Annotated in this window: 26 protein-coding genes; 3 read left to right on the top strand and 23 right to left on the bottom strand. The window is 30.0% G+C overall.

Annotated elements, in window-relative coordinates:
- Positions 1-135: 135 nt before the first annotated feature.
- On the top strand, positions 136-501 hold the full coding sequence (locus tag AC2TEO_RS16430; protein ID WP_442265861.1) for a hypothetical protein: 366 nt from the start codon (positions 136-138) through the stop codon (positions 499-501).
- 93 nt (positions 502-594) lie between these two features.
- Here AC2TEO_RS16430 and AC2TEO_RS16435 read toward each other — a convergent pair whose 3' ends face one another.
- The 22 genes from AC2TEO_RS16435 to AC2TEO_RS16540 form a co-directional block, all read right to left on the bottom strand.
- On the bottom strand, positions 595-1,866 hold the full coding sequence (locus tag AC2TEO_RS16435; RefSeq protein ID WP_442265862.1) for a S8 family serine peptidase: 1,272 nt from the start codon (positions 1,864-1,866) through the stop codon (positions 595-597).
- Positions 1,867-2,237: 371 nt separating this feature from the next.
- The gene (locus tag AC2TEO_RS16440) at positions 2,238-2,732 is read right to left on the bottom strand and encodes a phosphoglycerate mutase family protein (protein WP_442265863.1); all 495 of its coding nucleotides are present in this window, start codon (positions 2,730-2,732) and stop codon (positions 2,238-2,240) included.
- 245 nt (positions 2,733-2,977) lie between these two features.
- A complete protein-coding gene (locus tag AC2TEO_RS16445; protein ID WP_442265864.1) occupies positions 2,978-4,060 on the bottom strand; it encodes a hypothetical protein in 1,083 nt (360 codons plus the stop codon).
- On the bottom strand, positions 4,053-4,517 hold the full coding sequence (locus tag AC2TEO_RS16450; protein ID WP_442265865.1) for a hypothetical protein: 465 nt from the start codon (positions 4,515-4,517) through the stop codon (positions 4,053-4,055). The genes AC2TEO_RS16445 and AC2TEO_RS16450 overlap by 8 nt, the downstream gene beginning before the upstream one ends.
- A 10-nt stretch (positions 4,518-4,527) precedes the next feature.
- Positions 4,528-5,397, bottom strand: a complete 870-nt coding sequence (locus tag AC2TEO_RS16455; RefSeq protein ID WP_442265866.1) for a nucleotidyltransferase — start codon at positions 5,395-5,397, stop codon at positions 4,528-4,530.
- A 673-nt stretch (positions 5,398-6,070) separates the two neighbouring features.
- A complete protein-coding gene (locus tag AC2TEO_RS16460; RefSeq protein WP_442265867.1) occupies positions 6,071-8,188 on the bottom strand; it encodes a hypothetical protein in 2,118 nt (705 codons plus the stop codon).
- 24 nt (positions 8,189-8,212) lie between these two features.
- Positions 8,213-9,469, bottom strand: coding sequence for a hypothetical protein (locus AC2TEO_RS16465; protein ID WP_442265868.1), 1,257 nt, complete (start codon positions 9,467-9,469; stop codon positions 8,213-8,215).
- 36 nt (positions 9,470-9,505) lie between these two features.
- Positions 9,506-11,725: a hypothetical protein gene (locus AC2TEO_RS16470; RefSeq protein ID WP_442265869.1), complete on the bottom strand. Its 2,220-nt coding sequence runs from the start codon at positions 11,723-11,725 to the stop codon at positions 9,506-9,508.
- 18 nt (positions 11,726-11,743) lie between these two features.
- Positions 11,744-13,393 (bottom strand): hypothetical protein, encoded by a 1,650-nt coding sequence (locus AC2TEO_RS16475; RefSeq protein WP_442265870.1) that lies wholly within the window; start codon positions 13,391-13,393, stop codon positions 11,744-11,746.
- Positions 13,394-13,419: 26 nt separating this feature from the next.
- Complete coding sequence (locus AC2TEO_RS16480) at positions 13,420-13,794, bottom strand: hypothetical protein (RefSeq protein ID WP_442265871.1); 375 nt, start codon at positions 13,792-13,794, stop codon at positions 13,420-13,422.
- A gap of 112 nt (positions 13,795-13,906) precedes the next feature.
- Complete coding sequence (locus AC2TEO_RS16485) at positions 13,907-14,323, bottom strand: hypothetical protein (RefSeq protein ID WP_442265872.1); 417 nt, start codon at positions 14,321-14,323, stop codon at positions 13,907-13,909.
- A 124-nt stretch (positions 14,324-14,447) separates the two neighbouring features.
- On the bottom strand, positions 14,448-14,762 hold the full coding sequence (locus AC2TEO_RS16490; RefSeq protein ID WP_442265873.1) for a hypothetical protein: 315 nt from the start codon (positions 14,760-14,762) through the stop codon (positions 14,448-14,450).
- Between the two features lies 1 nt (position 14,763).
- Positions 14,764-14,949, bottom strand: coding sequence for a hypothetical protein (locus AC2TEO_RS16495; protein ID WP_442265874.1), 186 nt, complete (start codon positions 14,947-14,949; stop codon positions 14,764-14,766).
- A gap of 2 nt (positions 14,950-14,951) precedes the next feature.
- The gene (locus tag AC2TEO_RS16500; protein ID WP_442265875.1) at positions 14,952-15,530 is read right to left on the bottom strand and encodes a hypothetical protein; all 579 of its coding nucleotides are present in this window, start codon (positions 15,528-15,530) and stop codon (positions 14,952-14,954) included.
- 1 nt (position 15,531) lies between these two features.
- On the bottom strand, positions 15,532-16,605 hold the full coding sequence (locus AC2TEO_RS16505) for a contractile injection system protein, VgrG/Pvc8 family (RefSeq protein WP_442265876.1): 1,074 nt from the start codon (positions 16,603-16,605) through the stop codon (positions 15,532-15,534).
- 7 nt (positions 16,606-16,612) lie between these two features.
- Positions 16,613-17,185 (bottom strand): DUF6046 domain-containing protein, encoded by a 573-nt coding sequence (locus tag AC2TEO_RS16510; protein WP_442265877.1) that lies wholly within the window; start codon positions 17,183-17,185, stop codon positions 16,613-16,615.
- Entirely contained in the window at positions 17,185-19,362 is a 2,178-nt protein-coding gene (locus AC2TEO_RS16515) for a hypothetical protein (RefSeq protein WP_442265878.1), read from the bottom strand. The genes AC2TEO_RS16510 and AC2TEO_RS16515 overlap by 1 nt, the downstream gene beginning before the upstream one ends.
- A 179-nt stretch (positions 19,363-19,541) precedes the next feature.
- Positions 19,542-19,832: a hypothetical protein gene (locus tag AC2TEO_RS16520; protein ID WP_442265879.1), complete on the bottom strand. Its 291-nt coding sequence runs from the start codon at positions 19,830-19,832 to the stop codon at positions 19,542-19,544.
- A gap of 192 nt (positions 19,833-20,024) precedes the next feature.
- On the bottom strand, positions 20,025-20,450 hold the full coding sequence (locus AC2TEO_RS16525) for a hypothetical protein (protein ID WP_299682975.1): 426 nt from the start codon (positions 20,448-20,450) through the stop codon (positions 20,025-20,027).
- A 43-nt stretch (positions 20,451-20,493) separates the two neighbouring features.
- On the bottom strand, positions 20,494-21,663 hold the full coding sequence (locus tag AC2TEO_RS16530) for a DUF2586 family protein (protein WP_442265880.1): 1,170 nt from the start codon (positions 21,661-21,663) through the stop codon (positions 20,494-20,496).
- A gap of 4 nt (positions 21,664-21,667) precedes the next feature.
- Positions 21,668-22,162, bottom strand: coding sequence for a hypothetical protein (locus AC2TEO_RS16535; protein ID WP_442265881.1), 495 nt, complete (start codon positions 22,160-22,162; stop codon positions 21,668-21,670).
- Positions 22,163-22,171: 9 nt separating this feature from the next.
- Positions 22,172-22,621, bottom strand: a complete 450-nt coding sequence (locus AC2TEO_RS16540; protein ID WP_442265882.1) for an N-acetylmuramoyl-L-alanine amidase — start codon at positions 22,619-22,621, stop codon at positions 22,172-22,174.
- Positions 22,622-22,902: 281 nt separating this feature from the next.
- Here AC2TEO_RS16540 and AC2TEO_RS16545 point away from each other — a divergent pair, with 281 nt between their 5' ends.
- Positions 22,903-23,196 carry an oxidase gene (locus AC2TEO_RS16545; protein ID WP_442265883.1) on the top strand — a complete coding sequence of 98 codons (294 nt, stop codon included), beginning with the start codon at positions 22,903-22,905 and terminating at the stop codon, positions 23,194-23,196.
- Positions 23,197-23,215: 19 nt separating this feature from the next.
- Complete coding sequence (locus AC2TEO_RS16550; RefSeq protein WP_442265884.1) at positions 23,216-23,674, top strand: hypothetical protein; 459 nt, start codon at positions 23,216-23,218, stop codon at positions 23,672-23,674.
- On the opposite strand, the gene AC2TEO_RS16555 is transcribed toward AC2TEO_RS16550, so the two are convergent.
- Positions 23,671-23,868 carry a hypothetical protein gene (locus tag AC2TEO_RS16555; protein ID WP_442265885.1) on the bottom strand — a complete coding sequence of 66 codons (198 nt, stop codon included), beginning with the start codon at positions 23,866-23,868 and terminating at the stop codon, positions 23,671-23,673. The two genes, AC2TEO_RS16550 and AC2TEO_RS16555, sit on opposite strands and share 4 nt — an antisense overlap.
- Positions 23,869-23,881 lie beyond the last annotated feature (13 nt).

The raw sequence follows: 23,881 nt of genomic DNA on the forward strand, positions 1-23,881 counted from the left end.
CAAAGATCCGGGGGAAAGAAAGTTATTCAAATATAAATTTTATTAAAATAACTAATACAAGGTAAAACACCGTTTTTAAAATTAAATTAGTTTTAAACGAAAGGATATAGTAATAAATCACAAAAAAATGATAAGATGAAAGAAGATGTAATAGAACAACCTTTATTCTCTAAGAAATGTGGTCATGCATGTTTGAGTATGGTAACAGGAGATGATATTTTTCATATAGCAAAAACATTACAAAATTTTAATGAATTAAGTTTAGAGAAAGAGATAATGTGGTATTTAAATCATAAAGGATATAAAGTTCAAATGATAAGAAAGTTTGAAATTAATTCTGAAGAAATACCTAATAACTCAATTGTACGGATTGAAGATGAAAATGAAAGTGGTCATTTTGTATTAAAGCAAAATAACCTATTTAAAGATCCCAATGTTGGAATTGTTAAGAGCTACATTAAAAGAAAAAGAATAACGCACTATCTTATTATAGAAAGTTAATATAAATAATAAAATTAACATTATTAATTATAAAACCATCTACGACTAAGTAGATGGTTTTTTGCATTATTATGAAATAAATTCTTGTAAGAATTATCTTACAGCAATAGGATAATTTTCTCCTCTATTACTTACAGTTCCTGATGTTCTTGGAGCACCACCTCTAGCGTGCATAATTCCAGCAACATGAGGAGCAGCCATAGATGTACCGCTTAAGGTTGCATAACCACCATTTAAATAAGTACTTCTTACACTAGAACCAGTAGCTATTACATCAATAGGGTTCATGTTATAGTTTGAGAAAGAAGAAAAACCACGGTTACAAGTCATTGAAGCTACAGTAAAAATATTTGTCCCATTTATACAAGCAGGATCATACTTAGCTGCGTTATCTGAATCATTTCCAGCAGCAATAGAAACAAAAGTACCTGCATTTCCTAATGCACGAATAGCACTAATGTATGAAGAAGAACTACCACAACCAGAACCAAAGTATCCACCTAAACTTAAATTAGCAACATCACCTGGAATATCATACCTACCAACATGATTAATTCCTGCTAAAATAGTAGAAGTAGCACTACCACCACTACAGCCAAACACTCTCACAGGTACTACTGTAGCACCAGCAGATACACCTACAACACCAATATTATTGTTAATTGCTGCAGCTGTTCCAGCAACATGAGTACCATGTCCATTACAATCGTTTGCAGAACCACCAACAAATGATCTAGCATAAGTAGAATTTGTTACTACGTTTAAATCTGGATGATCTAAATCTATACCGCTATCTATAATCCAAATCCATTCATCTTTAGAGGCACCATTAGTAAAACCTCCAGCTCTTGAAATACCACAAGGAGTTTGTTGAGCCATTCTTTGTGATACACCTTTAGATTGTACATCTTCTACTTGGAAATCTGGTAACTCTACGATTCTGTCGTGCTCAATTGCAGCTACATTTGGATCTTGCGATAATTTTTTAAATTCTTCATCTGTTAATTTTACAGCTAAACCTGAAATTTTTGTAGTGTAGTAATTTGAAACATTATTCTGATCTAATCCATTTTCAGATAAAATAGTTTTCATCTTTAAAATTGATTTTTCGGAAATATTATCTGCTGCTTTAGCTTTTAAATTTCTATTTGTAAATCTTGTTTTAGACAAAAGTTTAGAAGATGGAGTTACAGAAGATTCTTTAAAAACAACTATGTACTGGCCTGGAATAATGTTACCATCCTTAGCGTTTGCTTCAATGTTGGTGTTTAAATCATTGTCTGATGTGTTTTCATTTTGACAAGATGTGATTAGTAATGCTGAAACTACTAATGCACTTAAAGAAATTTTGATAAAATTTTTCATGATTATAAGGGTTAATTAAATTTTTAAATTGGTCAAATTTAGAAATTAACCGATAAAAAAAAAGACAGACTTGTAGAGTCAACTACTTGTTTTTTAGTTTTTTATTTGTGTGTGAGGTGGAAATTAAATAATTTAAAGCAACAGTGTTGCTTTAGTAAAAATCATGCTTTAAGTTAAATTAGAGGTTAAAAAAACAATCATTTTTAAAAAATTATAAGGTCTTTTTTATTTTGTTAAATTATGTTAAAAAATATTAAATTTTAACTTTTTTTTAACTAAATAAAATTATGAAAAACATGTTTTTCATAATTTTATGAATCTAATAAATAGATGAGCTATTTTCCATTTAGATTTAACTTTTGGATACAAAGTTATTCAATACTTAACATAATATCGTGTACACTTTTTTTGTCAACTGTAACTATATATAAATTTCCATATATAGATTCATTAATATCTTTGTATTTTTCCTGACCTATAAATTTATTCACAAGAGAAGGAATGGTATTACTATGCCCAACAATAACAATATTTTTACCTTGATATTTAGATAAGATCTTTTCAATATTAAATTTGAATGGGTGATAAATTTGAGTTTGTAATTTATACTTTTTAGCTATGGGTAATGCCGTTTGTATTGTTCTTTTAAAGTTAGTAGAAAATACTTCATCAATTTTATAGTGATGTAATATTTTAACCCAGTTTAAAGCTCTTTGCTCTCCTTTTTTAGTTAAATCAGGATTTTTAACATTTAACTCTTTTTCAGCATGACGAATAAAAAAATAAGTTGATTTTTCATTTTTTTCTTGAGCAGAACTTAAAAGACTAACTATGGTAAATATTAAGAGTAGTATTGTTTTTTTCATAAAATGAAAATACAAGTTTTTTATTAGTTTAAGGTTTTATTTTTTTAAATATAATAGAAAAAGCCTCCATAGAAGAGGCTTTTAAATGCGTTTAGATTTCTTGAAGGGAACGCGGGGGAATAATGAGAGTACAAGTTAAGTAATTTTAAAGTGTTTAGTTATAGGAAAAACACTGTAATACATTTTAAATGAGATTATTTTTTAAAACCGCCCGAAGGCGGTTTAAGGAGATTATTAAAATTAATCTAAGAAACTGGGTTTATCCCAACATATTTAATTAAAGCAATAACTTTATATTTAGGTCGGTTATCAAAAGCTTGGTTACCTCCTTTCAATTGAGTTGTAAATGAGTGATTATGGTTTCCGGTAGCATTAGTATTTATACTATGGGTATGATTTCCTGCAGTATTAGTAGTAATACTATGTGTATGCGTACCAGCATAATTAGAGGTAAAGCTATGGCTGTGGTTTCCAGCACTATTAGTTTGAATATATTGGTCAATACCATAGTTATGTCCTCCCCATTCACCAACACTTGTGTCTACACTTCTTGGGGTTCTATTATAATCATTCTTAATACCATGAGTATGACTTCCATTATAAGAAGTGTTACCAGTATGTCTGTGATTACCAGCAGAAGAGGTGTTTCCAGAGTGATTGTGATTTCCAGCGGCAGAGGTGCTACCAGTATGAGAGTGATGACCGTTTGTAGAAGTCGTACCAGTGTGATTATGTGCAGGCATTTGTGCTTGTGTTAAAACTCTGCTATTTGCCCCACCAGTTTTACCAATTAAGTTATAATCTGGATTTGTAGGATCATAAATTACAGGGAAATGTCCTGATAAGATTTCACATAATTCCCAACCAACAGGAATATCCTCAATAGCACCGACATAAGGTAATCTTACATCTTTAAAGAATGTGGTAAACATTTGATTTGCTACACCTTGAATAAATGGTTTTAATTCAGAAAAGCTAAATGTTTGAACTCCACCTGTACCAAATTCAGCCCTTCTTCTTACATATGCTGATTTTTCATCACCTAATCCGTCTCCGTCTTGATCTGTTTGATATGTTACCTCTTCCTTAACTTCAATTATGGTTACATTTGATTGAATCGGCCCACCTGTAAAAGGTAAAATTTCTCCTTTATAAACAATCATACCATCAGTAACGTTACTCCCTTGAGTAATTACTCCTGATAAAATGTAAGTATCGCTTCCTCCTAGTGCCGTTAAAGTTGAAGCCATATGACTCTGACCTTGTAAGAAATCTAAAGTTTCTGTAGCTAACGGAAAACCTCCGTCAAAAAGTTCTAATCTATTCATCTTGTGTAGTTATTTTATAAGTTTTACTAGCTAATTTGTAATAATTAATTAACGATCTCATTCGGATGTCTTCCTCATCTGATACCGAAATATCAGATGGAAGTACAACAACAAAATCAACATCTTTAAATTCTAATTCAGTTTGATTAAAAATGTATTGTGTATTTAGGTAAATATCTTTTTGATCTTCATGAGGATATACATAAGTAGGGTTGTTAAATAATCCGTCTGATATGTAAATTCTTCTTTGTGTTTTATCAAATCTGTCATTTAAAACTTTTTGTAAATACACTACCTGACCATTATGATTAATTTTATAAAGAGTATCTTTTCTAAATCTTTTAAAAATTTGAAAAAGCTCAGTTAGTGGTTTTATGAGAGATTTTAAAAAGTTTATAATTTTAGTTTTTCTCTTGAAAGTAGGAAGTAATAAACTTACTAGTTTATTAAAATCCATATCATATATTTTATAGCGTGACATCTCTAGGTATCCAATTAATAGTTAAGTTATCTTCGTTAATCTTCATGTGTCCAGCATCTGATTGATAAGTCTCGTTAATTGGAGTCCAATCTTGTTGGTTTCCAAACTTATAATATGCTTCTTTTATAACTGGCATTTCTATACCTTGTACTTGTTGTAACTGATCTGTTAATTTTGTTAAAACAAGTTCCCCATTAAATTCAAATTCTTTTAAATACTGTTTTAATTTGTTCTGTAAAGGTTCATTGTCAGATCCGTCTAAACGAGCTCCATTAGCATCAATCTCTAATGGGTTATAATATGCATCGATTTCTAATTTCAATAAATCTGCATCTCTGTTAATTAGAACTACTTTTACTCCAGCATCTCTAATTAATTTTATATACTGAATTAAAGCAGCTTCTTGAGGATCTGAAAGTTTTGCTCTTACGGTATTGTTTTCTCCGGCAACTTTTACATATAAAATAGAGTTAATTTCTACTACAGCTGCATACTTTACAACTTTAGCATCTTCTATTTGTTTTTGAGTAAGTCCGTCATTATTATAAATATCTTTTTCATTTAATTCGTGACCAAATTGAAAGTCTAATACTTTTTTTCTGTACCAACTTGGTTTATGTGGTTTTAATAGATATAATAATTCTTCAATTTCTTGTTTTAAAGTGTCAAATAGTTTTTCTATTGTCCAAAAACTTACAGATATAATAAATACAAATAATCTCCAGATAGATACCTTTGAAGTACTTGTTAAATTATCTTTTTCATTATTGGTTAATACTTCTAAAGCATTTAATTCTGTGTCAGAATTAATGCTTTCAAGAATACTTTCTTGTATTTCATTAATGCTTCTTGCCATGATACTTGTTATTTAATAAATGTTATTTTGTTGTTTAATTCGTGTCCAAGGCGACAATCACAATTGTGACTGTCGTTTTCCCAGGACATCAAGCTCATTTAAGAGCTTTTTTTCTGCGTATCTCATTCAAGAGTTACGATTTTAGGAGTATCTCATCAAAGAGTTACCATTTTTTTATATATGATTTTTTAGTTTTTTGAATTCGTGTCCAAGGCGACAATCACAATTGTGACTGTCGTTTTCCCAGGACATCAAGCTCATTTAAGAGCTTTTTTTCTGCGTATCTCATTCAAGAGTTACGATTTTAGGAGTATCTCATCAAAGAGTTACCATTTTTTTATATATGATTTTTTAGTTTTTTGAATTCGTGTCCAAGGCGACAATCACAATTGTGACTGTCGTTTTCCCAGGACATCAAGCTCATTCAAGAGCTTTTTTTCTGCGTATCTCATTCAAGAGTTACGATTTTAGGAGTATCTCATCGAAGAGTTACCATTTTTTTATATATGATTTTTTAGTTTTTTGAATTCGTGTCCAAGGCGACAATCACAATTGTGACTGTCGTTTTCCCAGGACATCAAGCTCATTTAAGAGCTTTTTTTCTGCGTATCTCGTTAAAGAGTTACGATTTTAGGAGTATCTCATCGAAGAGTTACCTATTTAATCAGATATTTTAAACTCTTTCGAAACTTATTTTATGTTTTTCATGTTTGTCAATAAAAACTCTTAAAGTTTCAGAAAAAGGAGATAACATAGTTTTTCCTTTGTAGGTTAATTGTAACCTTAGTTTTATGTAAAAATGAGCTTGAGAACGACTCTTTTTCCTATACAATGTATTTTGATTACTATTTTTCATTCCCATGGCTAAAAGTCTACTAGATGTAGAAGAAATTTCATCTTTAAAGAAGTGTTCTAATCCGAAATCTAAAGTTGAACTTCTGTTAGTAATAGGAATAATTGTTTTTCTTTTACCAAAATCTTGATAATGATAAAATTTAGCCTTTTTAGTAAACAAGAAAGGTTGATTAGTTGTTTTATCGTAATAAGTAACTTTCTTTTTAGATTTATATCTGTATAATAATATTTTAGGTTCGTAATTTAAAAAGTTATTAGAGCCATTTGTTAATTCACAATCTAATAAATTTACATTTCCTGAATACGTTTTAGTTGAATCATTAGTGTAACTTTTTGTGTAATTTCTTGATACATTTCCCCATGAGAAATTAAACTCTGGAAAAATATTTTGATGATCTGATTGATCAATTTCTATAGAATTGTTTGTTGAATCTATAGTAACTCCTTTAAAAGTAACTTCATCATTTTCTTTAGATGCAGAAATTGTATTAACACCGTCTGTAATAGAACTAAAACTATTTAAATTAATTTTAGCTAATTTGTTTTTTTCTTCATCTGTGAAATCATTTGTAGATAGTTGTTTTCCAGTGATTTTGTCTACTTTGCTTTCGTCAGTTTTTCCTTGAATTAAATTATTACTAAGAGTTTTGGTGATTGTTCCAAACGTATCAGTTTGTTCTATTGTAAATTCATTTTGTATTCTTTTAAGTAAAATGTCATCTAAACCACCATTGTATCTACCAGTAATTTTAGTAATTGCAACATTAGCGAATCTAAAATCAGTATCTAGTTCTCCAATATATATTGCTGCATTTTCTCCTCTTTCAAAACGGACATTATAGTCATGTTTTTTATCCGAAGCAATTGTTCTAACAGATTCTGTATGGAAATTCGTTCCAGTTTCAGGGTTTTGATAAATAAAAGCATTGATAATCATACTTGTAGATACTTTATCAGGACCTTGATAACCTGTGCTTATATCTAAAAATAAAGTAAAAGAATTAAGCTGAATGTCTTTAGGTACGTTAATTTTAATAGCACCAACTTTAATTACGGGATACCCTATTTGAGATGGAATAACTTGAAAAGTATTATTGTTTTTTAAAGGAGCTCCTGCTACTGCTAAATTTAAATCGTTATTTAATTCAGAAAGATTTTCAACCTGATTTATAACTATTTTATTTTGCTCAGTATCTATAGTAACTCCATCGAAAACTAATTCGTCTGCTTGTCCGTTGGCAATAATTTTATTTTCTCCATCAGATATAGTAGAGAAGGTACTTATATTAAAATTAGCAAGCTTCTCTTTTTCTTCCGTAGAAAAGTTTTCATCAGAAAGTTGTTTGCCTTCAATGATTTCTACTTTGTTTTCTAAATCTTGATTTATTTTTGTTAAAGACTCTTCTAGTTCTTCTATATAACTAATTGGTCTAGATTCTGGAGCGATATAGTTTTTTAAATTAGCAAGTTTTTCTTTTTCTTCCGCAGAAAAATTTTCATCAGAAAGTTGTTTACCATCAATAAGATCAACCTTACTTTCTATAGCTTCTTGTAAACCTTTCACATCTGTAATTTCATGAAATTCAGGATGGATATAGTTTTGTAAACCTTCTAATTTTTGTTTTAATTCTAATGAGAAATTTTCATCAGAAAGTTGCTTACCAGTTTCTTTGTTTACTTTAGAGTTTAAAGTTTCAATTAAACCATCAATAAAGTTTTGAGGCATTGTGTTAGGTAAAACAAACTTTTCAATTAGTGTATTGGTGCCATCTGAAAAGGTGAATGAAACATCTCCGTTAGATAGAACTTCATAGTTTGTAATAATATTTCCATCATCTTTATGATGAAAACTATCAATAAGGTTTTCAAATTGATTTTCTGTAGGAGTGTCTCCAGTTTGAAACCAACTTTTTAATATGTCTAAACTTGTCTTCATTTTCTTTTTATCGGATCTTAAAATCTAGAATGTTGCCTGAGGAACAGTCTCTGAGATAATTGGTTCTTCTTTTTTAATATCTATAGTGAAATATTCGATTCTTATAGTTATAGTTCCTTTTAAAGTATCGATAATCTTATTAGGTTCACCAATTAGTCTTATTTCTTGTTGAAATTCAGTTGAATAATCTTTAAGGTTACTATATCGAATTGTTAAAGGTGTGTATACAATTGATGGAGCTTCTGCTGAAAAATTACTTAAAGTTGTTAATGGGAATATGTGAAATGTATTCTCGTATGGCTTTTCTTTAGTTAAATCGGCAAAACCTAATGATAATGCATAACCATATTCTGTAAAAGGTTCTGCATAACCCGTAATAGTTACATTTTTAGGAACAAATACACTATTAGTTTTAGGATTTTTTAAAAGAGATAATATTTTTATTTCTTTGTCATCTATGGTATTAAAGTAGTCGAGATTAATTTCTTTTTCTATGACGAAACTGTTAGTTCCAATAAGAACAATATTATTCTCTGTGTCTATTTTCGCTCCTTTTAAAACTAATTCATCTGCCTGACCATTAGCAATAATTCTATTTTCTCCATCTGAAATACTTGAAAAAGTACTAATGTTAAAATTAGCAAGTTTTTCTTTTTCTTCAGTAGAAAAGTTTTCATCAGAAAGTTGTTTTCCTTCTATTAAATCAACTTTGTTTTCTAAGTCTTGGTTGATTTTTGTTATGGTTTCTTCAAGTTCTTCGATATAACTAATCGGTTTCGAATCTGGAGCAACATAATTTTCTAAACCAGCAAGCTTTTCTTTTTCTTCCGTAGAAAAATTTTCATCAGATAATTGTTTTCCAGGAACAATATCAACTTTACTTTCTATTGCTTCTTGTAAACCTTCTATATCTGTAATTTGATGGAACTCTGGATGAATATAATTTTGTAAACCTTCTAGTTTTTGTTTTAATTCTAACGAGAAATTTTCATCAGATAACTGTTTTCCAGTTTGTTTATTTACTTTAGAATTTAAAGTTTCAACTAAGCCATCAATAAAGTTTTGAGGCATAGTATTAGGTAAAACAAACTTTTCTATTGATGCTGTATTACCATCTGAAAAAGTAAAGGAAACATTCCCGTTATCTTGTATTTGATATTGTGTAATGATATTTCCATCATCTTTATGATGAAAACTATCAATAAGATTTTCAAATTGATTTTCAGTAGGCTTATCGCCAGTTTGAAACCAGGTTTTTAATATGTCGATACTTGTTTTCATTAGTTTATAATTAAGTAAAAAAAGAGTATTATAATTTTATCTAACTTGAGACGAAACGTAATGGGTATAAACGTTGGTAGTGTAAGTTCCAGATACATTTATCACACCATTTTTAAAACTCAAACCAAACCAAGTATTAGTATTAGAAGTTTCTCCAGTTCCTTTGTTAAACATTATTTTATCATCACCGAAGTTTGTTCCTACAAGTGAAGTAAAAGGAATATTACCTCCAGATGTAGTTACTTGATAATTAAATGTATTAGGTTGTTTATTAGGGCCTTGTGGAAAAGGAAGTTTTTCTATAAATAAAGTACCATTAGGAGGTGTTTCTATATCATTAATATTATTTAAAATTATTTGAAAACTAACTAAGTTTCCTATTCTTGTATAACTTGCTATTTGTATATTAAAACTATATGACTCTGAAGATGCGCTTGTTAATATGGGTTTAAAAGAACCGATTTCATAAAAATCAGATTTCATTAATCCTGCATTGGTTGCATTTGCAGAAGGTATAGTAGTTTCATTTCCTGTGCTTGAGTAAATAATTCCATTTACAGGGCTTGGTTTATAACTTAAATCTGTGGCACCAGAACTAGAGGAATAATTAGCGTCTGCATATTCTTTTGTAATTAAAGATTTAGGCTCGTTTATTTCAGCGATTTTGTAGCTCGGAGCAATTATTTTTCCGTTCTTAAAAACAGTTAAAGCATCAGCTCTATTGGTGTTGCTGTTACCAATTCCGATATTAAATATTCTGTCTGTTAAAACTATTGAAGTAGGATTACCATCAGAAGCTTTTGTTCCATACATTCCAATTGAAGTTTCAGAAAAAGAATTAGCTTCATTTTCTATTCCTCCTGAATGTGAATTATTACCAGAAGCTGAGTTAGCTGTGCCTTCAGCATGCGAAGCTTTACCAGAAGCCAATGTTTTGTAACCTGACGCATCTGAGTAATGACCAGTAGCAGATGTGATATGACCAGAAGATCTTGATCCACTTCCAGAAGCACTTGTTCTGTCACCTGTTGCATGAGAAGAAGAACCGGTAGCTCTAGATTGATTTCCACTTGCAAAAGACCAATTTGAACCAGCATAAGTACTTTCTCCTAGTGCATTTGAACCTTGACCCTTTGCTATTGATAATAGATTAACATAATAGGTATATTCACCAGAAGGGAAATTCCAAGTTGTTGTCCAAGTGTCTGTAGCATATTCATAAACATCAGATAAAGTCATCGATGTATCACTTGTTATTTCACTAAGAATTATTCCTATAGCTCCATTTTCAGGGGTAATAATTGTTAATTGGTACCAAAAGCTAACATCACCATTTCCATCTTTTAGAAATTCAGTACCTTCAATGCCAGATATGTTATTTGAACCATTGGTCATTACTAAACGACCTTTACCTTTATAATTCTGATTTATTGAGACACCATGTAAAAAATCATGGTTTTTTGTCCCCAATGTATGAGTTAAATTATCAATTTTGATTGTTCCGTCTTCAGAGTCAATTGTTATGCCATCAAAAATCAACTCATCTGCCTGACCATTAGCAATAATTCTATTTTCTCCATCTGAAATACTTGAAAAAGTACTAATGTTAAAATTAGCAAGTTTTTCTTTTTCTTCAGTAGAAAAGTTTTCATCAGAAAGTTGTTTTCCTTCTATTAAATCAACTTTGTTTTCTAAGTCTTGGTTGATTTTTGTTATGGTTTCTTCAAGTTCTTCGATATAACTAATCGGTTTCGAATCTGGAGCAACATAATTTTCTAAACCAGCAAGCTTTTCTTTTTCTTCCGTAGAAAAATTTTCATCAGATAATTGTTTTCCAGGAACAATATCAACTTTACTTTCTATTGCTTCTTGTAAACCTTCTATATCTGTAATTTGATGGAATTCTGGATGAATATAATTTTGTAAACCTTCTAGTTTTTGTTTTAATTCTAACGAGAAATTTTCATCAGATAACTGTTTTCCAGTTTGTTTATTTACTTTAGAATTTAAAGTTTCAACTAAGCCATCAATAAAGTTTTGAGGCATAGTATTAGGTAAAACAAACTTTTCTATTGATGCTGTATTACCATCTGAAAAAGTAAAAGAAACATTTCCGTTATCTTGTATTTGATATTGTGTAATGATATTTCCATCATCTTTGTGATGAAAACTATCAATAAGGTTTTCAAATTGATTTTCAGTAGGCTTATCGCCAGTTTGAAACCAGGTTTTTAATATGTCGATACTTGTTTTCATTTTTTTAATTTGAAAAAATTAATAAACCATCACCACTGATGCTTGTGTCCATATTCTAAATGGAGAGTTAGTAAAGTTTAATAACAATTTGTTGTTATCTGTTTTATTAGGAGTTTCTGATAACGGATAATCAAAATATGTTCTCGGGTATGTTTCTGTTTTTGAGTATGCTGTTTGCAATGGTTTAGCACAATCGATTTCAATATTTTGTGTTATAAATCGAACCCCATTAGCATTATGGGTTACTATGTCGGTTATTAAAACAATATCATTTAAGTAAACTAATTTTGAGGGCTCAAAATTTATAACAGTTATATTGAAAAGAGTATAAGCAGAATTTAAATTTCTAATTAAACCAAGTTCAACTGAAAAATTGAAATTCTTTTGAGTTATTTCAACATTATCTGGAATGTAGCACCTTAGAGTAGAGTTTAATTTGATGGTATTGAATTCCCTAAGTAATTCATATGCGATAAATGATTGATCTAATAGATTAATTTTACCAGCTTGAAGTTCTTCTGGATCATAGAAAACAGATTTTGAATCTTTATATATTTTAAGACTTTGATTTCCTAATCCAGCAAGTTTCTGTTTTTCTGCGGTTGTGAAATCATTTGTAGAAAGCTGCTTTCCTGGTACTTTATCTACTTTGTTGTTTAACTCAGATTTAATTTCTACCAATTTATCATCAACTTGATTTTCATTTAACTTGTTGTCTATTTCAAGTTTTATTTGATCTAATTCATCATGAAATTCAATTCCGGTTACTCTTTCATTAATTTGGTTTTCTAGATTTTTAACAATAGGATCTAAGCTAACTTTGTCTACTTTGTTATTTAATTCATTTTCTAAATTTTGAATACTACTGATAGGGAATGAAGTAGGAATTTCAGGTTGATCTATAACGATTATATTTTTATCAACGTCAATAGTTGCACCATCAAAAACCAACTCATCTGCCTGACCATTAGCAATAATTTTATTTTCACCATCAGACACACTAGAGAAGGTGCTAATATTAAAATTAGCAAGCTTTTCTTTTTCTTCAGTAGAAAAATTTTCATCAGAAAGTTGTTTGCCTTCAATGATTTCTACTTTGTTTTCTAGGTCTTGATTGATTTTACTTAAAGACTCTTCTAGTTCTTCTATATAACTTATAGGTTTAGATTCTGGAGCTATATAATTTTTTAAATTGGCTAATTTTTCTTTTTCTTCCGTAGAAAAATTTTCATCAGATAATTGTTTTCCAGGTACAATATTAACTTTACTTTCTATTGCTTCTTGTAAACCTTCTATATCTGTAATTTGATGGAATTCTGGATGAATATAGTTTTGTAAGCCTTCTAATTTTTGTTTTAATTCTAATGAGAAATTTTCATCAGATAATTGTCTTCCAGTTTCTTTATTTACTTTAGAGTTTAAGGTTTCAACTAAACCGTCAATAAAGTTTTGAGGCATAGTATTAGGTAAAACAAATTTTTCGATAGATACAATATTACCATCTGAAAAAGTAAAAGAGATATTTCCGTTATCTTGTATTTGATATTGTGTAATGATATTTCCATCATCTTTATGATGAAAACTATCAATAAGGTTTTCAAATTGGTTTTCAGTTGGTTTGTCACCAGTTTGAAACCAGGTTTTTAATATGTCTATACTAGTTTTCATTTGTTTTTTTCTTGTTTGATAGCCTTTTAAGATTTTTCAAATAATGGGTATCCATCATTAATCACAACATCTATATCTTCTTTATTTATATCGTTGCTTTCTACTTTAAAATTAGATCCAATAATCCAGTATCCAATTCCTTGAAGACCTTGAGTAATTCCTTCATCACTTTTGGTTAAACCTGATGCAGGAGATAAATTTTGTTGATTGTAATAATTTTTTATAGTTGTATCTTCTATAATATTATTTGGAATAGTTAAAACACTTCCTACAGTTAGGTTATTAGTAATAGATAACCCATTTTCTTGTGCAATAATTAAAGCGTTAGCAGCTATACCTGTAGTTTGAATAGCGATATCAAATAAAGATTGGTTGTTACTAACTGTTACTGTATTTATCATAATTCTATAGTGTTAGATAAAATAGTTACTCAAGCTAAATAATTTTAGCTCGTAATATTTTTTATTATAATTTGTTTGACTAGACGTAGTTTTAAAAGAAAAGTAGATGAGGTTAAACTAATCCTTTCTTAATATAGTATCGAATAGAAAAGTGTTTTAAAAATTGATATTTGACAAAGTTTATAAATCTATTACTAGGGTTGCTAGCATTATTCCATTTAAGAAATTCTTTGTTTGAAAACTGTAAAGCTTCGTAAATGTTACCAAAATATTCTATTTCACTAATTTGCTCAGTCCATAATCTATCGTAAATTAATGTGGCAATCGAAACTTTTTGAGTAGAGAAAGAAAGCTTTTTAATCCATTTTGGTATGTTGGTAGATTGTATAATATATCCTTCTGGTATTGAAAGCTTTCTTCCGTCTGAGAGTGTTATTTCTATAGTTTTTGTAATTATAAAACCGTTTTTAATAGCATTTAATTTTGATACAGGGATGAACGATGGGAGTTCTAGGTAATTTAATTTCATTGTTAATTTTTTTTTGTTTGATTCTCAATACAGCTTTGAAAAATAATTTTAGAATTTTAATTAATCGCTAATACTGTGCTTTTTAACTATAGATTACCTTAAACTTTTGTTAATTCTGTAAATATTATGCTATTTTATGATCGTTTTTATAAACTTCAAATTCATCTTTTAAACCTCTGTATTTACTTTTCCATAAGTCTAAATTGGTTCTTAATTGTTTTATTTCTATTTCTAATTCGTTGAATTTTTCGTCATATCTCTTTTTTAAGTCATCTAATGCTTCTTGATATAAATCCACTACTTGTTGTTGGTTTTGGGTTTCTTCTTTAATGAGCTCTTGTCTTCTTTTTTTTCTTTCTGTCCAGGCTGTTAATAATCCGCCAGCTCCGAATAGATAACCAATTATGATATCTATATGATTTACGATAAACTCTTTCATATTATGTAATAGTTAAGCTTAATGGAGCTCCTTGATTTCCAACTCCAATTATGGTCATTGTTTTTACATAAGTATCTATAGCGCTTGCTAAGTCTGCAGCTACTTGCTCATAGTTGTTTTCGGTATTGTTAGAAGGAGCTAAAATACTTTTGATTTGAGCTTCTAAAGCAATTTTATTTAAAGGCATAATTAAGGTTTTAGTATTTTATCTAATTTCGTGTTTAAAGTACTAGTAACAGCAGTTTTAATTTGTGTTATTGCAGCAACATTCGGAGTAACCCCAACAGAAACAACAATTTTGTTTACTTCATCACAAAGACTTCCTATTTGATTTTGAATTTCATTGATAATGTCTTTTAATCTGACATTACCTTTTTTAATAAGATAACCGTCGTCTGTGATATTGAAATGAACGTTATCTTCTCCTTTTTCAATTATATAACCATCTTTGTTAATTAAAAAGTGAGTATCTTCTATAGTTCCTTCAATACTCTCTACTTCACTTATAGCACTTACAAAAAGAGTATTATCGTCGTTTCCAATTCTGCTAACTAAAACAGTAGTTTCTTCTTTTGGATATTGCACTACTTTATTTGTATCGTCTATTACACTAGTTAATCGCACATCATCAAAATCAAAACCATCAGTATCAATAACTTCAATAGTTTTTGTTTCTTTGTCAACTTTTGTCACTGTAGCAATGAATGTTTCGGGTTCTTTAGCAACTAATTGTCTGAATGCATCTTGTAAATCTTTATCTCTTCCCATATTATCCGATTTTGTCTTTTGGTTCAATAATAGCTCCTAATTCAACTTTTCTTCTTGCTCCGTTTTGTCCGAATGTTGTAGTTACTTTCGGAACAAAATATTGTACAGAGGAATTGTTAGATTGAGTCGAACCTGAATCTGTGTTCTTTTGTTGCCCATTTCTGTATGGGTATCTGTTATCTGTAATGGTAACACCCATACCTCTAGTAGCATAAGGGATTAGAAAACTAGTTAAATCGCCTCTATATCCTGTGTATTTAAGTTTGTCTAATTCAGCTTCGCCTCTTTCTTTTAATTCTTTTTCAGTACCTAAATTGTAAAAATGCAAGGTGCGTTGCTCACCAGTTTGTTCTCCAACTATGGTTTCTATTTTAGTATTATCCTTTTGAACACCTATTACTTTTACATACAGCTCTACATCTTCTTTTTTAATGTATTTTAAATCATGACTTACCACATTTTTTTGAACATGGTAATTAGCAGATTTCCCAATATTTATATCCATTCTTAAACCAGCATGAAGTTTCCCATCATCGTCTAAGAATATCGAAAGTCCATATTCGTCTTTTATTTTCTTAAGAGCTTGAGCTCCGTTTTTGCTTTTTATAGCAAATTTTTCAAAATTTACATCAGGAATATTTCCACCTAATTCGATGTTTACATCGTTTTGAGTTTTATTAGTTTCATCTAGAATATGACCAAGAACTTCTTTTAATGTTGTTTTTTTAAAGTTTTTATTAATTCTTGTCTTTCTAATATGATAAACTGCATCTTCACATTCTATATTTACGATGTGATTTTTAGGACTTACGTGTTTTACAAAACCTTTAAACTCTTCACGCTCCACATCTACACCTTTGTAAGATAAATTTATACTTACTGGCATTCCTGTTTTTATTTCACTTTCCAGTTGTTTTCGTTCTTTTGTGTTGTTTTTTGAATCAAAGAACGCACTGGCAGGCATTTTAATCACAGCTGTATCAGATAATAGGTCTACTGATTTTACTATCTGTACATCGTGTACACGTTTAAATGTGTATTCGCCTATTTTAATGTTACAGTCTAAAACAAACATGTTCTTTTTATTTTGAAAGTAATTTATCTCTGTTATTTAATTCAGCAAAGAAATCATCATCACTGATTGCATCTATGGTGTATCTTTGAGAGTAGGGTTGACCTTGCATTTTGTCAATGCTATATCCTGTTATTACAATTTTTTCTATCCCAAATAGTTGAGCTAAATCATTTTTTAATTCTAAAGCTTCTTGTTGTTGACAAAGCTTTATGATTTTATTAACCTGATCTGTAGGATATTCACGTTTGCCAGGTTCTATACAAACACCTTCAATTTTAATTTTATAATCATTAGCACTTATTAATTCTTTAACTGTACCACGGTTTTGACTACCAACAACTACAGTTTGAATTATTCTTTTTTGAGTGCTAAATGTTAGTAGAGGTTCATTTGGTAATCGAGTTCCTCCAATTTCAACATCCATAAAAAATGGAGTTCCTAAATGTGTTCTACCTATTCTAGCAGTTCCAATAGAGTTTTTGTTTTTTAAACTTTGCTTTAATAAAGATTTATCAAACTCTTTTCCTGATTTATTATGAGCTTTTTGTGTAAAGTCTCTAATGTTAAAAATATTGATCATTACGAATTATTTGTTTGCATGTGATTTACAGAATTTAAAACACGTAATAGTGATTTAATTAACATGTCTTCCATATCGTTAGTTCCTTCTTTTAAGTTTTCAGATTGAATAACCATATTTTCAACTAATCGATCAAAATGAACATTAATATGGGTTTGTTTTTTGCCGCCATCAGTAATGTTACTTATGCCTTGAGTTGTTGTATTATTAGTTGTAGAACTTGTAGGAGCTTTATCTGGAAACTTAAAACCTTTCTGCATTTTCTTTAGGTCGGCTTTAAATCCTTTTGAGTCAAAAGAAAGGCTTCCCATTTTTCTTACTCCGTTAAGAGCTTGTAATGCATTAGATGCTGTTTTTTGTTTAAAATCGTTTACTCTTTGCTTTCTTTCTTCTTCAATTTTTTTGAGTTTGATTTCAGCTTCAGTTGTGATTTTTTCGTTCAATTTATCACGTGCTCCAGAAAAATCTCCATTCCAAGCAAGTTTAATAGCAGCCCCAACATTTTTTACATATTGAATTGCTCTTTGTCCAAAGTCAACAACGTTATACCAAGCTTTTTGAAAACCGTAAACGATAGAATCTATGAAAAAACTAAAGTTTTCTTTTAGTTGACTCCAAACTGCACTTAATATGTCTTTGAAACCTTGCCATGCTGTAGCCCAACCTTTAGTGTATTTTATAACAATGGCTATTACGGAAATTAAAGCAACAATACCAAGAACGATCCATGTAATTGGGCTAAGTCCCATGATAATATTCCAAACTAACCAAGCTCCAGCTACGGCTCCAATTATTGGAGCAGCGGGTTTTAGCACTTCAAATAGAGTATTTAGTCCTAATGCTATGTATGAGATTGGAGTTACTAAAAAATCTAAAACTTTTTTAAAAATACTTATTGCACCAGCTGCTGCAGAAGTTCCTTCTTTTAATCCGAACATAGCTCTTAAAAATCCGCCTACTGTACCTGCAAGATTAACAATCATACTAATTATTGGTTCAGCTGCTTTAGATATAGTTTTAAAGCCTTTAACGAATTCCGTAGCAAAATCAATTAGTTTGTTAGCGACTGGTTTAAAAACACTTGTAATTCTACTTAGCTCTTTTTTATAAAGTTTGTTAAGGTTAGCTAGTTTTTTTTTGTCGCCAAATTTTTTAACGAACTTGCTAATTTTATCATATGTTGACTTTAGCTTTGTTTTTATTCCTTTAAAATTTAGAGAAGGAACAGCGTACTTTTTTTGAAAAGCTTCATATTTAGCTTTAAATTTACCATATTTTTCAACAGTAGCTTTTATCAGTTTAAAAGGTGCAGAGATAATTTTTGAAACTACATTTGCTCCTTTTTTTGCTGCTCCTAATGCAGTATTAGCTAATGAAGCTAATCCTTTGCCTACTAATCCAAGTGAAGCACCACCAATTTTTGCAATTCCATTAGCAAATATTTTTACAATATTTGATACTACACTTTTTCCAGGTAAAGAGTTAATTAAGCTATTGAAAAATTTTGAAGTTTTTTCTGCTAGAGGTTGTATTTTATTTGATAAAGCAGTTGTTAAATTATTAACACCTTCAGAAATATAGCTAGCTACACCACTTGAGAAATTTTTAATTTGTGTTGATACATTATAAATTGTTTTTCCAAAATTTATAAGATGAGTAACAAATTGGCTATCTATTATACCTTCTGTTCCTAATGTAAAAAGAGCAGCAAAGCTTAATGCTTTAAATTGTTTTTTAGAGTTTTCAATAAAAGACTCTACTCCTAAAGAAGCTTTATTGAATCCTTTATTGATAAGATCGGCAGCTCTTTTTGAATTCGAATCTACAAAGTTTGTAATTTCTTTAAATTTTTTGTTTACAGACCCTGCAATATTATTGTATACTTCGTTTATAGATTCTGCAGTTTTATTAATTCCTTTTCTTACAGGATCAAAAGTTTTGCTTATAATTCCAGTAAAGTTTTTAAAACTTTCCTGGGTTTTTGAAGCGGCTTTTTGAATATCACTAAAGCCGCTTTTTAAATTATCTAAATGTTCTTGATAAGAGATTGTGTTTTTAGAAGCTTCTTTAACATTTTCGTCTAACTTCTCTATTTTATCAATGGTTTCAGAAATAGGTTGTACTATTTTGTCGAAGGTTGTATTTAGTTCTTTTAGTACTTTAAGTAATTCTTCCATGATTATAATATGATTTTAACTTGCGGCTTTAGCTTCTTTTTGTCTAATATCTTCTAATTGTTTAAACTTCTCTGCCCATTGTTTATCGGTTAGGACAGAGGGTTCAATATTTAAATGATACTGCATAAGTGTATCTACATAAGTAATCCAGTTATGTTTCGGGTCCCCTTGGGCACCCTCTAGCACTTTTTTAGCTCAGCCTCTTTTATTTCAATTAATTTGTCAATTTGTCCGGCAGCAGCGAAGAATAAACTATCATTAGTTTTAATATCATCGTCTCCGCCTAACCAACAGTTTTCTAATACTACTTCAGCAAAACCTAAAGGATTCGTTTGTGCATTTGTCATAGCATATGAAAGGGTTTTACGATCTGGTTTTTTTAAATATCCTTTTTTACCATCTACGGCTACTTCGAATACTTCTCCGTGTTGTTGCTTCCAGCTGTTGATTTGTTCTTTATTAATTTTCATAATATTAAATGTTTATAGTTTTAAAGTATTTGTGTTTTTGAATCTTGTTTTGGTAAAAGTGTTTGTTGAAGAAAGGAGCAAGGCTTTCTAATAAAGGACATATTATTAGCCCTGCTCCTGAAGAATGAAACAAATACACTAGCTAAAAAACTAATCTTTTGTTCACAAACACTAATTACCGAGTGTTGGTGTTTATGCAGCTAATCTGCGTAAATACATGATTGGTAAAGTGATTTCCATGAATTTATCACCTTGTTTTAATTCTCTGTTATCTTCAGTGAATTCTACTCCTTTTAACATATATGTTGCAATTTTATCTGGAGCAGAGTTTCTTACGAAAGAAACAGTGATGTCGAATGGAGGTAAATCTGTTAAATCTTCCTCTGGAGCTAATAATAATTGTAAAGCTTCCACTTCGCTTTGTAATAATGTTAATTCTCCTTCTGGAGTTTTGTTACCATATTGTATAGCGTGAGGATCTTCTCCTCTTGCCATTAAATATTCTTTTTCTCTTTTTACAGAAAATTTTACTCCACGGACACGAGTAAGAACTCTTCCTAACATTACAATTTGTACATCTGCCCAACGATATTCAGGGCTTTTACTATCAAAAGTCATTTTTTAAATTTTATTAATAAGTTAAACGTTAGTTTTAAGGGGGTTACGATAAGCTAGTAGTAAAGCCTAGTTCAACAGTGATATATTTTGCATATCCTACGGGTAAAATATCTAATGATACTCTTACTTCATTAGTTGCTAATACATCTTGAGCAGGGTCGATAAAAGTTCTAACAGCAGAAATTTCACCATTTTGAGTCATAGTTAAATTAATTGCATTGTCTACTAAACCTTCCCAACTCTTAATTAAAGCTGGAGCAATTTTACCGTTCGCTTCTAATGGAATTTCATCTAAGATTTCGTTAACAAATACTCCATAAGCAACACGTCTTGCTTTGTAAATTGTACGAACTCTTGTGATGTTGTTTAAATCATCGCTAGCAACAGTACAAGTAGGAGCATCATTAAAGAAATATCCAGAACGACCTACGAAAGATCTTAAAAAGATGTATCCTTTATTGTGGATATTATCCCATGCGTTTTCTAATTCTTCAATAGCTTGTTCGTTAGTAAAGAAACCTTCAATTGCAGGTAATGATCCAGATTTTACACGACCTGGGTTTCTCATTACAGGATCTTTAGCTAATCTACCTAATAATAAACCTACAGCAGCGTTTTTACTTCCGTCTGTGTTTGATAAAAGGATAGAAACGAATTCTTGATCTGAAGTAGAATAATCTTTTAAGTCAGCAACCGTTCCATTGAAGTCTTTTCCGTCAATAATAACAGAAGCTTCTTTGTATTTGTCAGCATAACTTTCAATTAAAGCTTGAGCTTTTACTACAGCATTATCAACGTCAGCATCTACACCATTTGCAATAGTTGCAGAACCATCAGATTTTCTAGAAACTGCAATTAAGCGAACAGCTCCTTTAGCATCATCTAATAATTTTTTAGCGTAGTTTTCGTCTGAAGAAACCATATCTTCCATAGAAACAGCATCAGCAACTAACATTAACCAAAGCTCAGCTCCATTGCCAGCTTCTTGATAGAATTGTTGTACGTGTTTGTAAGCATAAGGGTTGGCAGTTGATGTGATACCAGCTGCTTCAGCTTCGTCTAAGCTAAATACTTGAAATGATTCTCCAACTTGAGCGCCTCCAGAAACAGAAGTTCCTGTTAAAATCATAGCAGATACGCCATCTTCGGTTTGAGCTACTTGCCCTAAACCATCATTGTTTACATTAATTTTTACTTTAGGTAATCCATTCATTTTTTTATAGGATTTTTGGTTTAACAAATTTCACAATCGTTCCTCCTAGGAAAAGGATTAGTACAATTCCACCAATCCAAATCAGGGGTTTCAACAGTTCAGGTATATATTTTTGTGGAATCACAATAGTTTCCTGTTTTTGTTGATTAATTTCTTTATAGTGTTTTATAATTTCTTTCTGTAATTCTAAAAGTTCTTTTAGTTCATCAGCAATACATTCAGCTTCAATAGTGTTTCCCACTCTTTTAATGCTCAGCTTGGTGTAGTTTGAGCGTTTTACAATAGCTTCTTCAGTAAGTTTATTGATAGTCTCTCTAAGTTTTACAGTGTCAGCTTTCCTGGCAATCACAATGGTGTCTATTGTATGAGATTCTTTATATATTGAATCTTTAATTTTAATAGTGTTTTGTGTTGCTGGTAGCTTTTTAAAACTTCGACAAGAGTTGATTAAAAGAGAGAGAAGTATTAAACAGCTTAAGAGTTTAATTTTTCTCTTCATTTTTATTTTTTAAAGGTTACAGTATTCTTTTCTAGCATCGAAACATGGACAAGCTTTTATGAATTCAAAAGGCTCTATAATACCATTCTTATTTATGTCTGTAGAAAAATCTCTGTGTCCTAAAATTCTTGCTTGAGGATATTTTTCTCTTAATATTGATAGTAATTCTCTTAAGGCTCTTTTTTGTTTTCTTGTTCTTGTGTCTTTTGGAGAAAGCCTTTTATTTAAACCTCCGACATATACAATTCCGATTGAGTTTCTATTATGTCCTTTAACATGAGCGCCGATTTTATATTCTGGTCTTCCTTCTTCTATAGTTCCGTCTAATCCTATTACATAATGATATCCTATTCCTTTCCAGCCTCTTTCTTTATGCCATAAGTCAATATCTTTAGCTGTAAACTTTTTTCCTGCAACAGTAGCGGTACAATGAATAACAATGTGTTTAATTTCTCTCATTCTTTTTTCTTTTTTAATTCCCCCGAAGGGTTTGCAGTTCCCTCATTCATAAGAAGAGGTGAACTGCCTTTTGGTGACTCTATAATAGTATAGTTTTTATACTTCGTTCGAGTTGTTTGACGATGCAAAGATGGGACGGAATTAGAGTTCTGACAACTTGATTATCAGTGTTTGCAGGTAGATTTACAATGATTGTATTTCGATTCGCAATGGTTGATTTTGGGTTTTAAAAATCCATGTAGTTAAAGCAACTTTGTATCAGAATTTAAACTAAAAAAAATATGAATGATTTTAAATTAGACGAAACAGGTGATTTACTAATTGTAAACGGAGATTTTGTAGTTACAGATGCTACATTACAACATCAAGAGCATATTATTTTGGCTCAAAAAGGAGAATATAAAGAATATCCAGAAATAGGAGTTGGAATTTCAAATATGTTAAATGATGAAAATCCAAGAGATGTTATTACTCAAATCAGAAGAAATTTTCAATATGATGGTATGGAAGTAAAGCAATTGGATTTTAATCAAGCAGGAGATATTATTGTAGATGCTCCTTATAAAGAAGTATAATTAAAAAATAAAAGTAATTATGAGTGTAAGAGTAGAAATATTTAATGAGCTATCATCTAGGTTGGAAAACATGAATTTCTTTCAAATTATTGATATTTATAAAGGACAGTTTTCTGATGAAGAGGCAAATGGGATAACTAATTTTCCAGCTGTTTACATTTCTATAAGTAAGATTGATTATGAAGAAATGACGGTTGATTTTATTGAGGGTAGAGCAGTAGTGGATGTTTATGTGTTTTTTAAACAGTTTAATAACACAGATATCTTAGATAAAAATAAACCTAGTTCTTTGGAGATTTTAACTATAATGGATGAAACTGTAGATAAGTTGCATGGAGCTACTGGAAGCTTCTTCTCAGAGTTATCACAAACAGGTGAAGAAGATTTGAGCTTTATATATGAAAAACCCGCTTTCAAAATTTCATTTTCAACTGAAATTAGAAAGCGAGTTGAGCTTGGTAACTATATTTTAAACTAGTTTAAAAAGGCGCTTTTATAAGCGCCTTCATTATTTAATATTGCAGAGATAGTTCGTTTACTTATAAAAAACTCTAAAGATAAAGTTTCTAATACTGCGTCGTATTTCCATTTAGGATATTTATTTGAAATTTGACTAAAACGTTGTTTTACTTTTTGATTTCTCAGTACAATTAAATTGTTATTTCTTGCCATAGATATTTCGTTT

Source organism: Tenacibaculum aquaeponti (assembly GCF_057221555.1).

What these genes read in the sequence shown, in the direction of transcription:
- AC2TEO_RS16430 (WP_442265861.1), top strand. Translation starts at nt 136, where the DNA reads ATGAAAGAAGATGTAATAGAACAACCTTTATTCTCTAAGAAATGTGGT.
- AC2TEO_RS16435 (WP_442265862.1), bottom strand. Translation starts at nt 1,866, where the DNA reads ATGAAAAATTTTATCAAAATTTCTTTAAGTGCATTAGTAGTTTCAGCA.
- AC2TEO_RS16440 (WP_442265863.1), bottom strand. Translation starts at nt 2,732, where the DNA reads ATGAAAAAAACAATACTACTCTTAATATTTACCATAGTTAGTCTTTTA.
- AC2TEO_RS16445 (WP_442265864.1), bottom strand. Translation starts at nt 4,060, where the DNA reads ATGAATAGATTAGAACTTTTTGACGGAGGTTTTCCGTTAGCTACAGAA.
- AC2TEO_RS16450 (WP_442265865.1), bottom strand. Translation starts at nt 4,517, where the DNA reads ATGGATTTTAATAAACTAGTAAGTTTATTACTTCCTACTTTCAAGAGA.
- AC2TEO_RS16455 (WP_442265866.1), bottom strand. Translation starts at nt 5,397, where the DNA reads ATGGCAAGAAGCATTAATGAAATACAAGAAAGTATTCTTGAAAGCATT.
- AC2TEO_RS16460 (WP_442265867.1), bottom strand. Translation starts at nt 8,188, where the DNA reads ATGAAGACAAGTTTAGACATATTAAAAAGTTGGTTTCAAACTGGAGAC.
- AC2TEO_RS16465 (WP_442265868.1), bottom strand. Translation starts at nt 9,469, where the DNA reads ATGAAAACAAGTATCGACATATTAAAAACCTGGTTTCAAACTGGCGAT.
- AC2TEO_RS16470 (WP_442265869.1), bottom strand. Translation starts at nt 11,725, where the DNA reads ATGAAAACAAGTATCGACATATTAAAAACCTGGTTTCAAACTGGCGAT.
- AC2TEO_RS16475 (WP_442265870.1), bottom strand. Translation starts at nt 13,393, where the DNA reads ATGAAAACTAGTATAGACATATTAAAAACCTGGTTTCAAACTGGTGAC.
- AC2TEO_RS16480 (WP_442265871.1), bottom strand. Translation starts at nt 13,794, where the DNA reads ATGATAAATACAGTAACAGTTAGTAACAACCAATCTTTATTTGATATC.
- AC2TEO_RS16485 (WP_442265872.1), bottom strand. Translation starts at nt 14,323, where the DNA reads ATGAAATTAAATTACCTAGAACTCCCATCGTTCATCCCTGTATCAAAA.
- AC2TEO_RS16490 (WP_442265873.1), bottom strand. Translation starts at nt 14,762, where the DNA reads ATGAAAGAGTTTATCGTAAATCATATAGATATCATAATTGGTTATCTA.
- AC2TEO_RS16495 (WP_442265874.1), bottom strand. Translation starts at nt 14,949, where the DNA reads ATGCCTTTAAATAAAATTGCTTTAGAAGCTCAAATCAAAAGTATTTTA.
- AC2TEO_RS16500 (WP_442265875.1), bottom strand. Translation starts at nt 15,530, where the DNA reads ATGGGAAGAGATAAAGATTTACAAGATGCATTCAGACAATTAGTTGCT.
- AC2TEO_RS16505 (WP_442265876.1), bottom strand. Translation starts at nt 16,605, where the DNA reads ATGTTTGTTTTAGACTGTAACATTAAAATAGGCGAATACACATTTAAA.
- AC2TEO_RS16510 (WP_442265877.1), bottom strand. Translation starts at nt 17,185, where the DNA reads ATGATCAATATTTTTAACATTAGAGACTTTACACAAAAAGCTCATAAT.
- AC2TEO_RS16515 (WP_442265878.1), bottom strand. Translation starts at nt 19,362, where the DNA reads ATGGAAGAATTACTTAAAGTACTAAAAGAACTAAATACAACCTTCGAC.
- AC2TEO_RS16520 (WP_442265879.1), bottom strand. Translation starts at nt 19,832, where the DNA reads ATGAAAATTAATAAAGAACAAATCAACAGCTGGAAGCAACAACACGGA.
- AC2TEO_RS16525 (WP_299682975.1), bottom strand. Translation starts at nt 20,450, where the DNA reads ATGACTTTTGATAGTAAAAGCCCTGAATATCGTTGGGCAGATGTACAA.
- AC2TEO_RS16530 (WP_442265880.1), bottom strand. Translation starts at nt 21,663, where the DNA reads ATGAATGGATTACCTAAAGTAAAAATTAATGTAAACAATGATGGTTTA.
- AC2TEO_RS16535 (WP_442265881.1), bottom strand. Translation starts at nt 22,162, where the DNA reads ATGAAGAGAAAAATTAAACTCTTAAGCTGTTTAATACTTCTCTCTCTT.
- AC2TEO_RS16540 (WP_442265882.1), bottom strand. Translation starts at nt 22,621, where the DNA reads ATGAGAGAAATTAAACACATTGTTATTCATTGTACCGCTACTGTTGCA.
- AC2TEO_RS16545 (WP_442265883.1), top strand. Translation starts at nt 22,903, where the DNA reads ATGAATGATTTTAAATTAGACGAAACAGGTGATTTACTAATTGTAAAC.
- AC2TEO_RS16550 (WP_442265884.1), top strand. Translation starts at nt 23,216, where the DNA reads ATGAGTGTAAGAGTAGAAATATTTAATGAGCTATCATCTAGGTTGGAA.
- AC2TEO_RS16555 (WP_442265885.1), bottom strand. Translation starts at nt 23,868, where the DNA reads ATGGCAAGAAATAACAATTTAATTGTACTGAGAAATCAAAAAGTAAAA.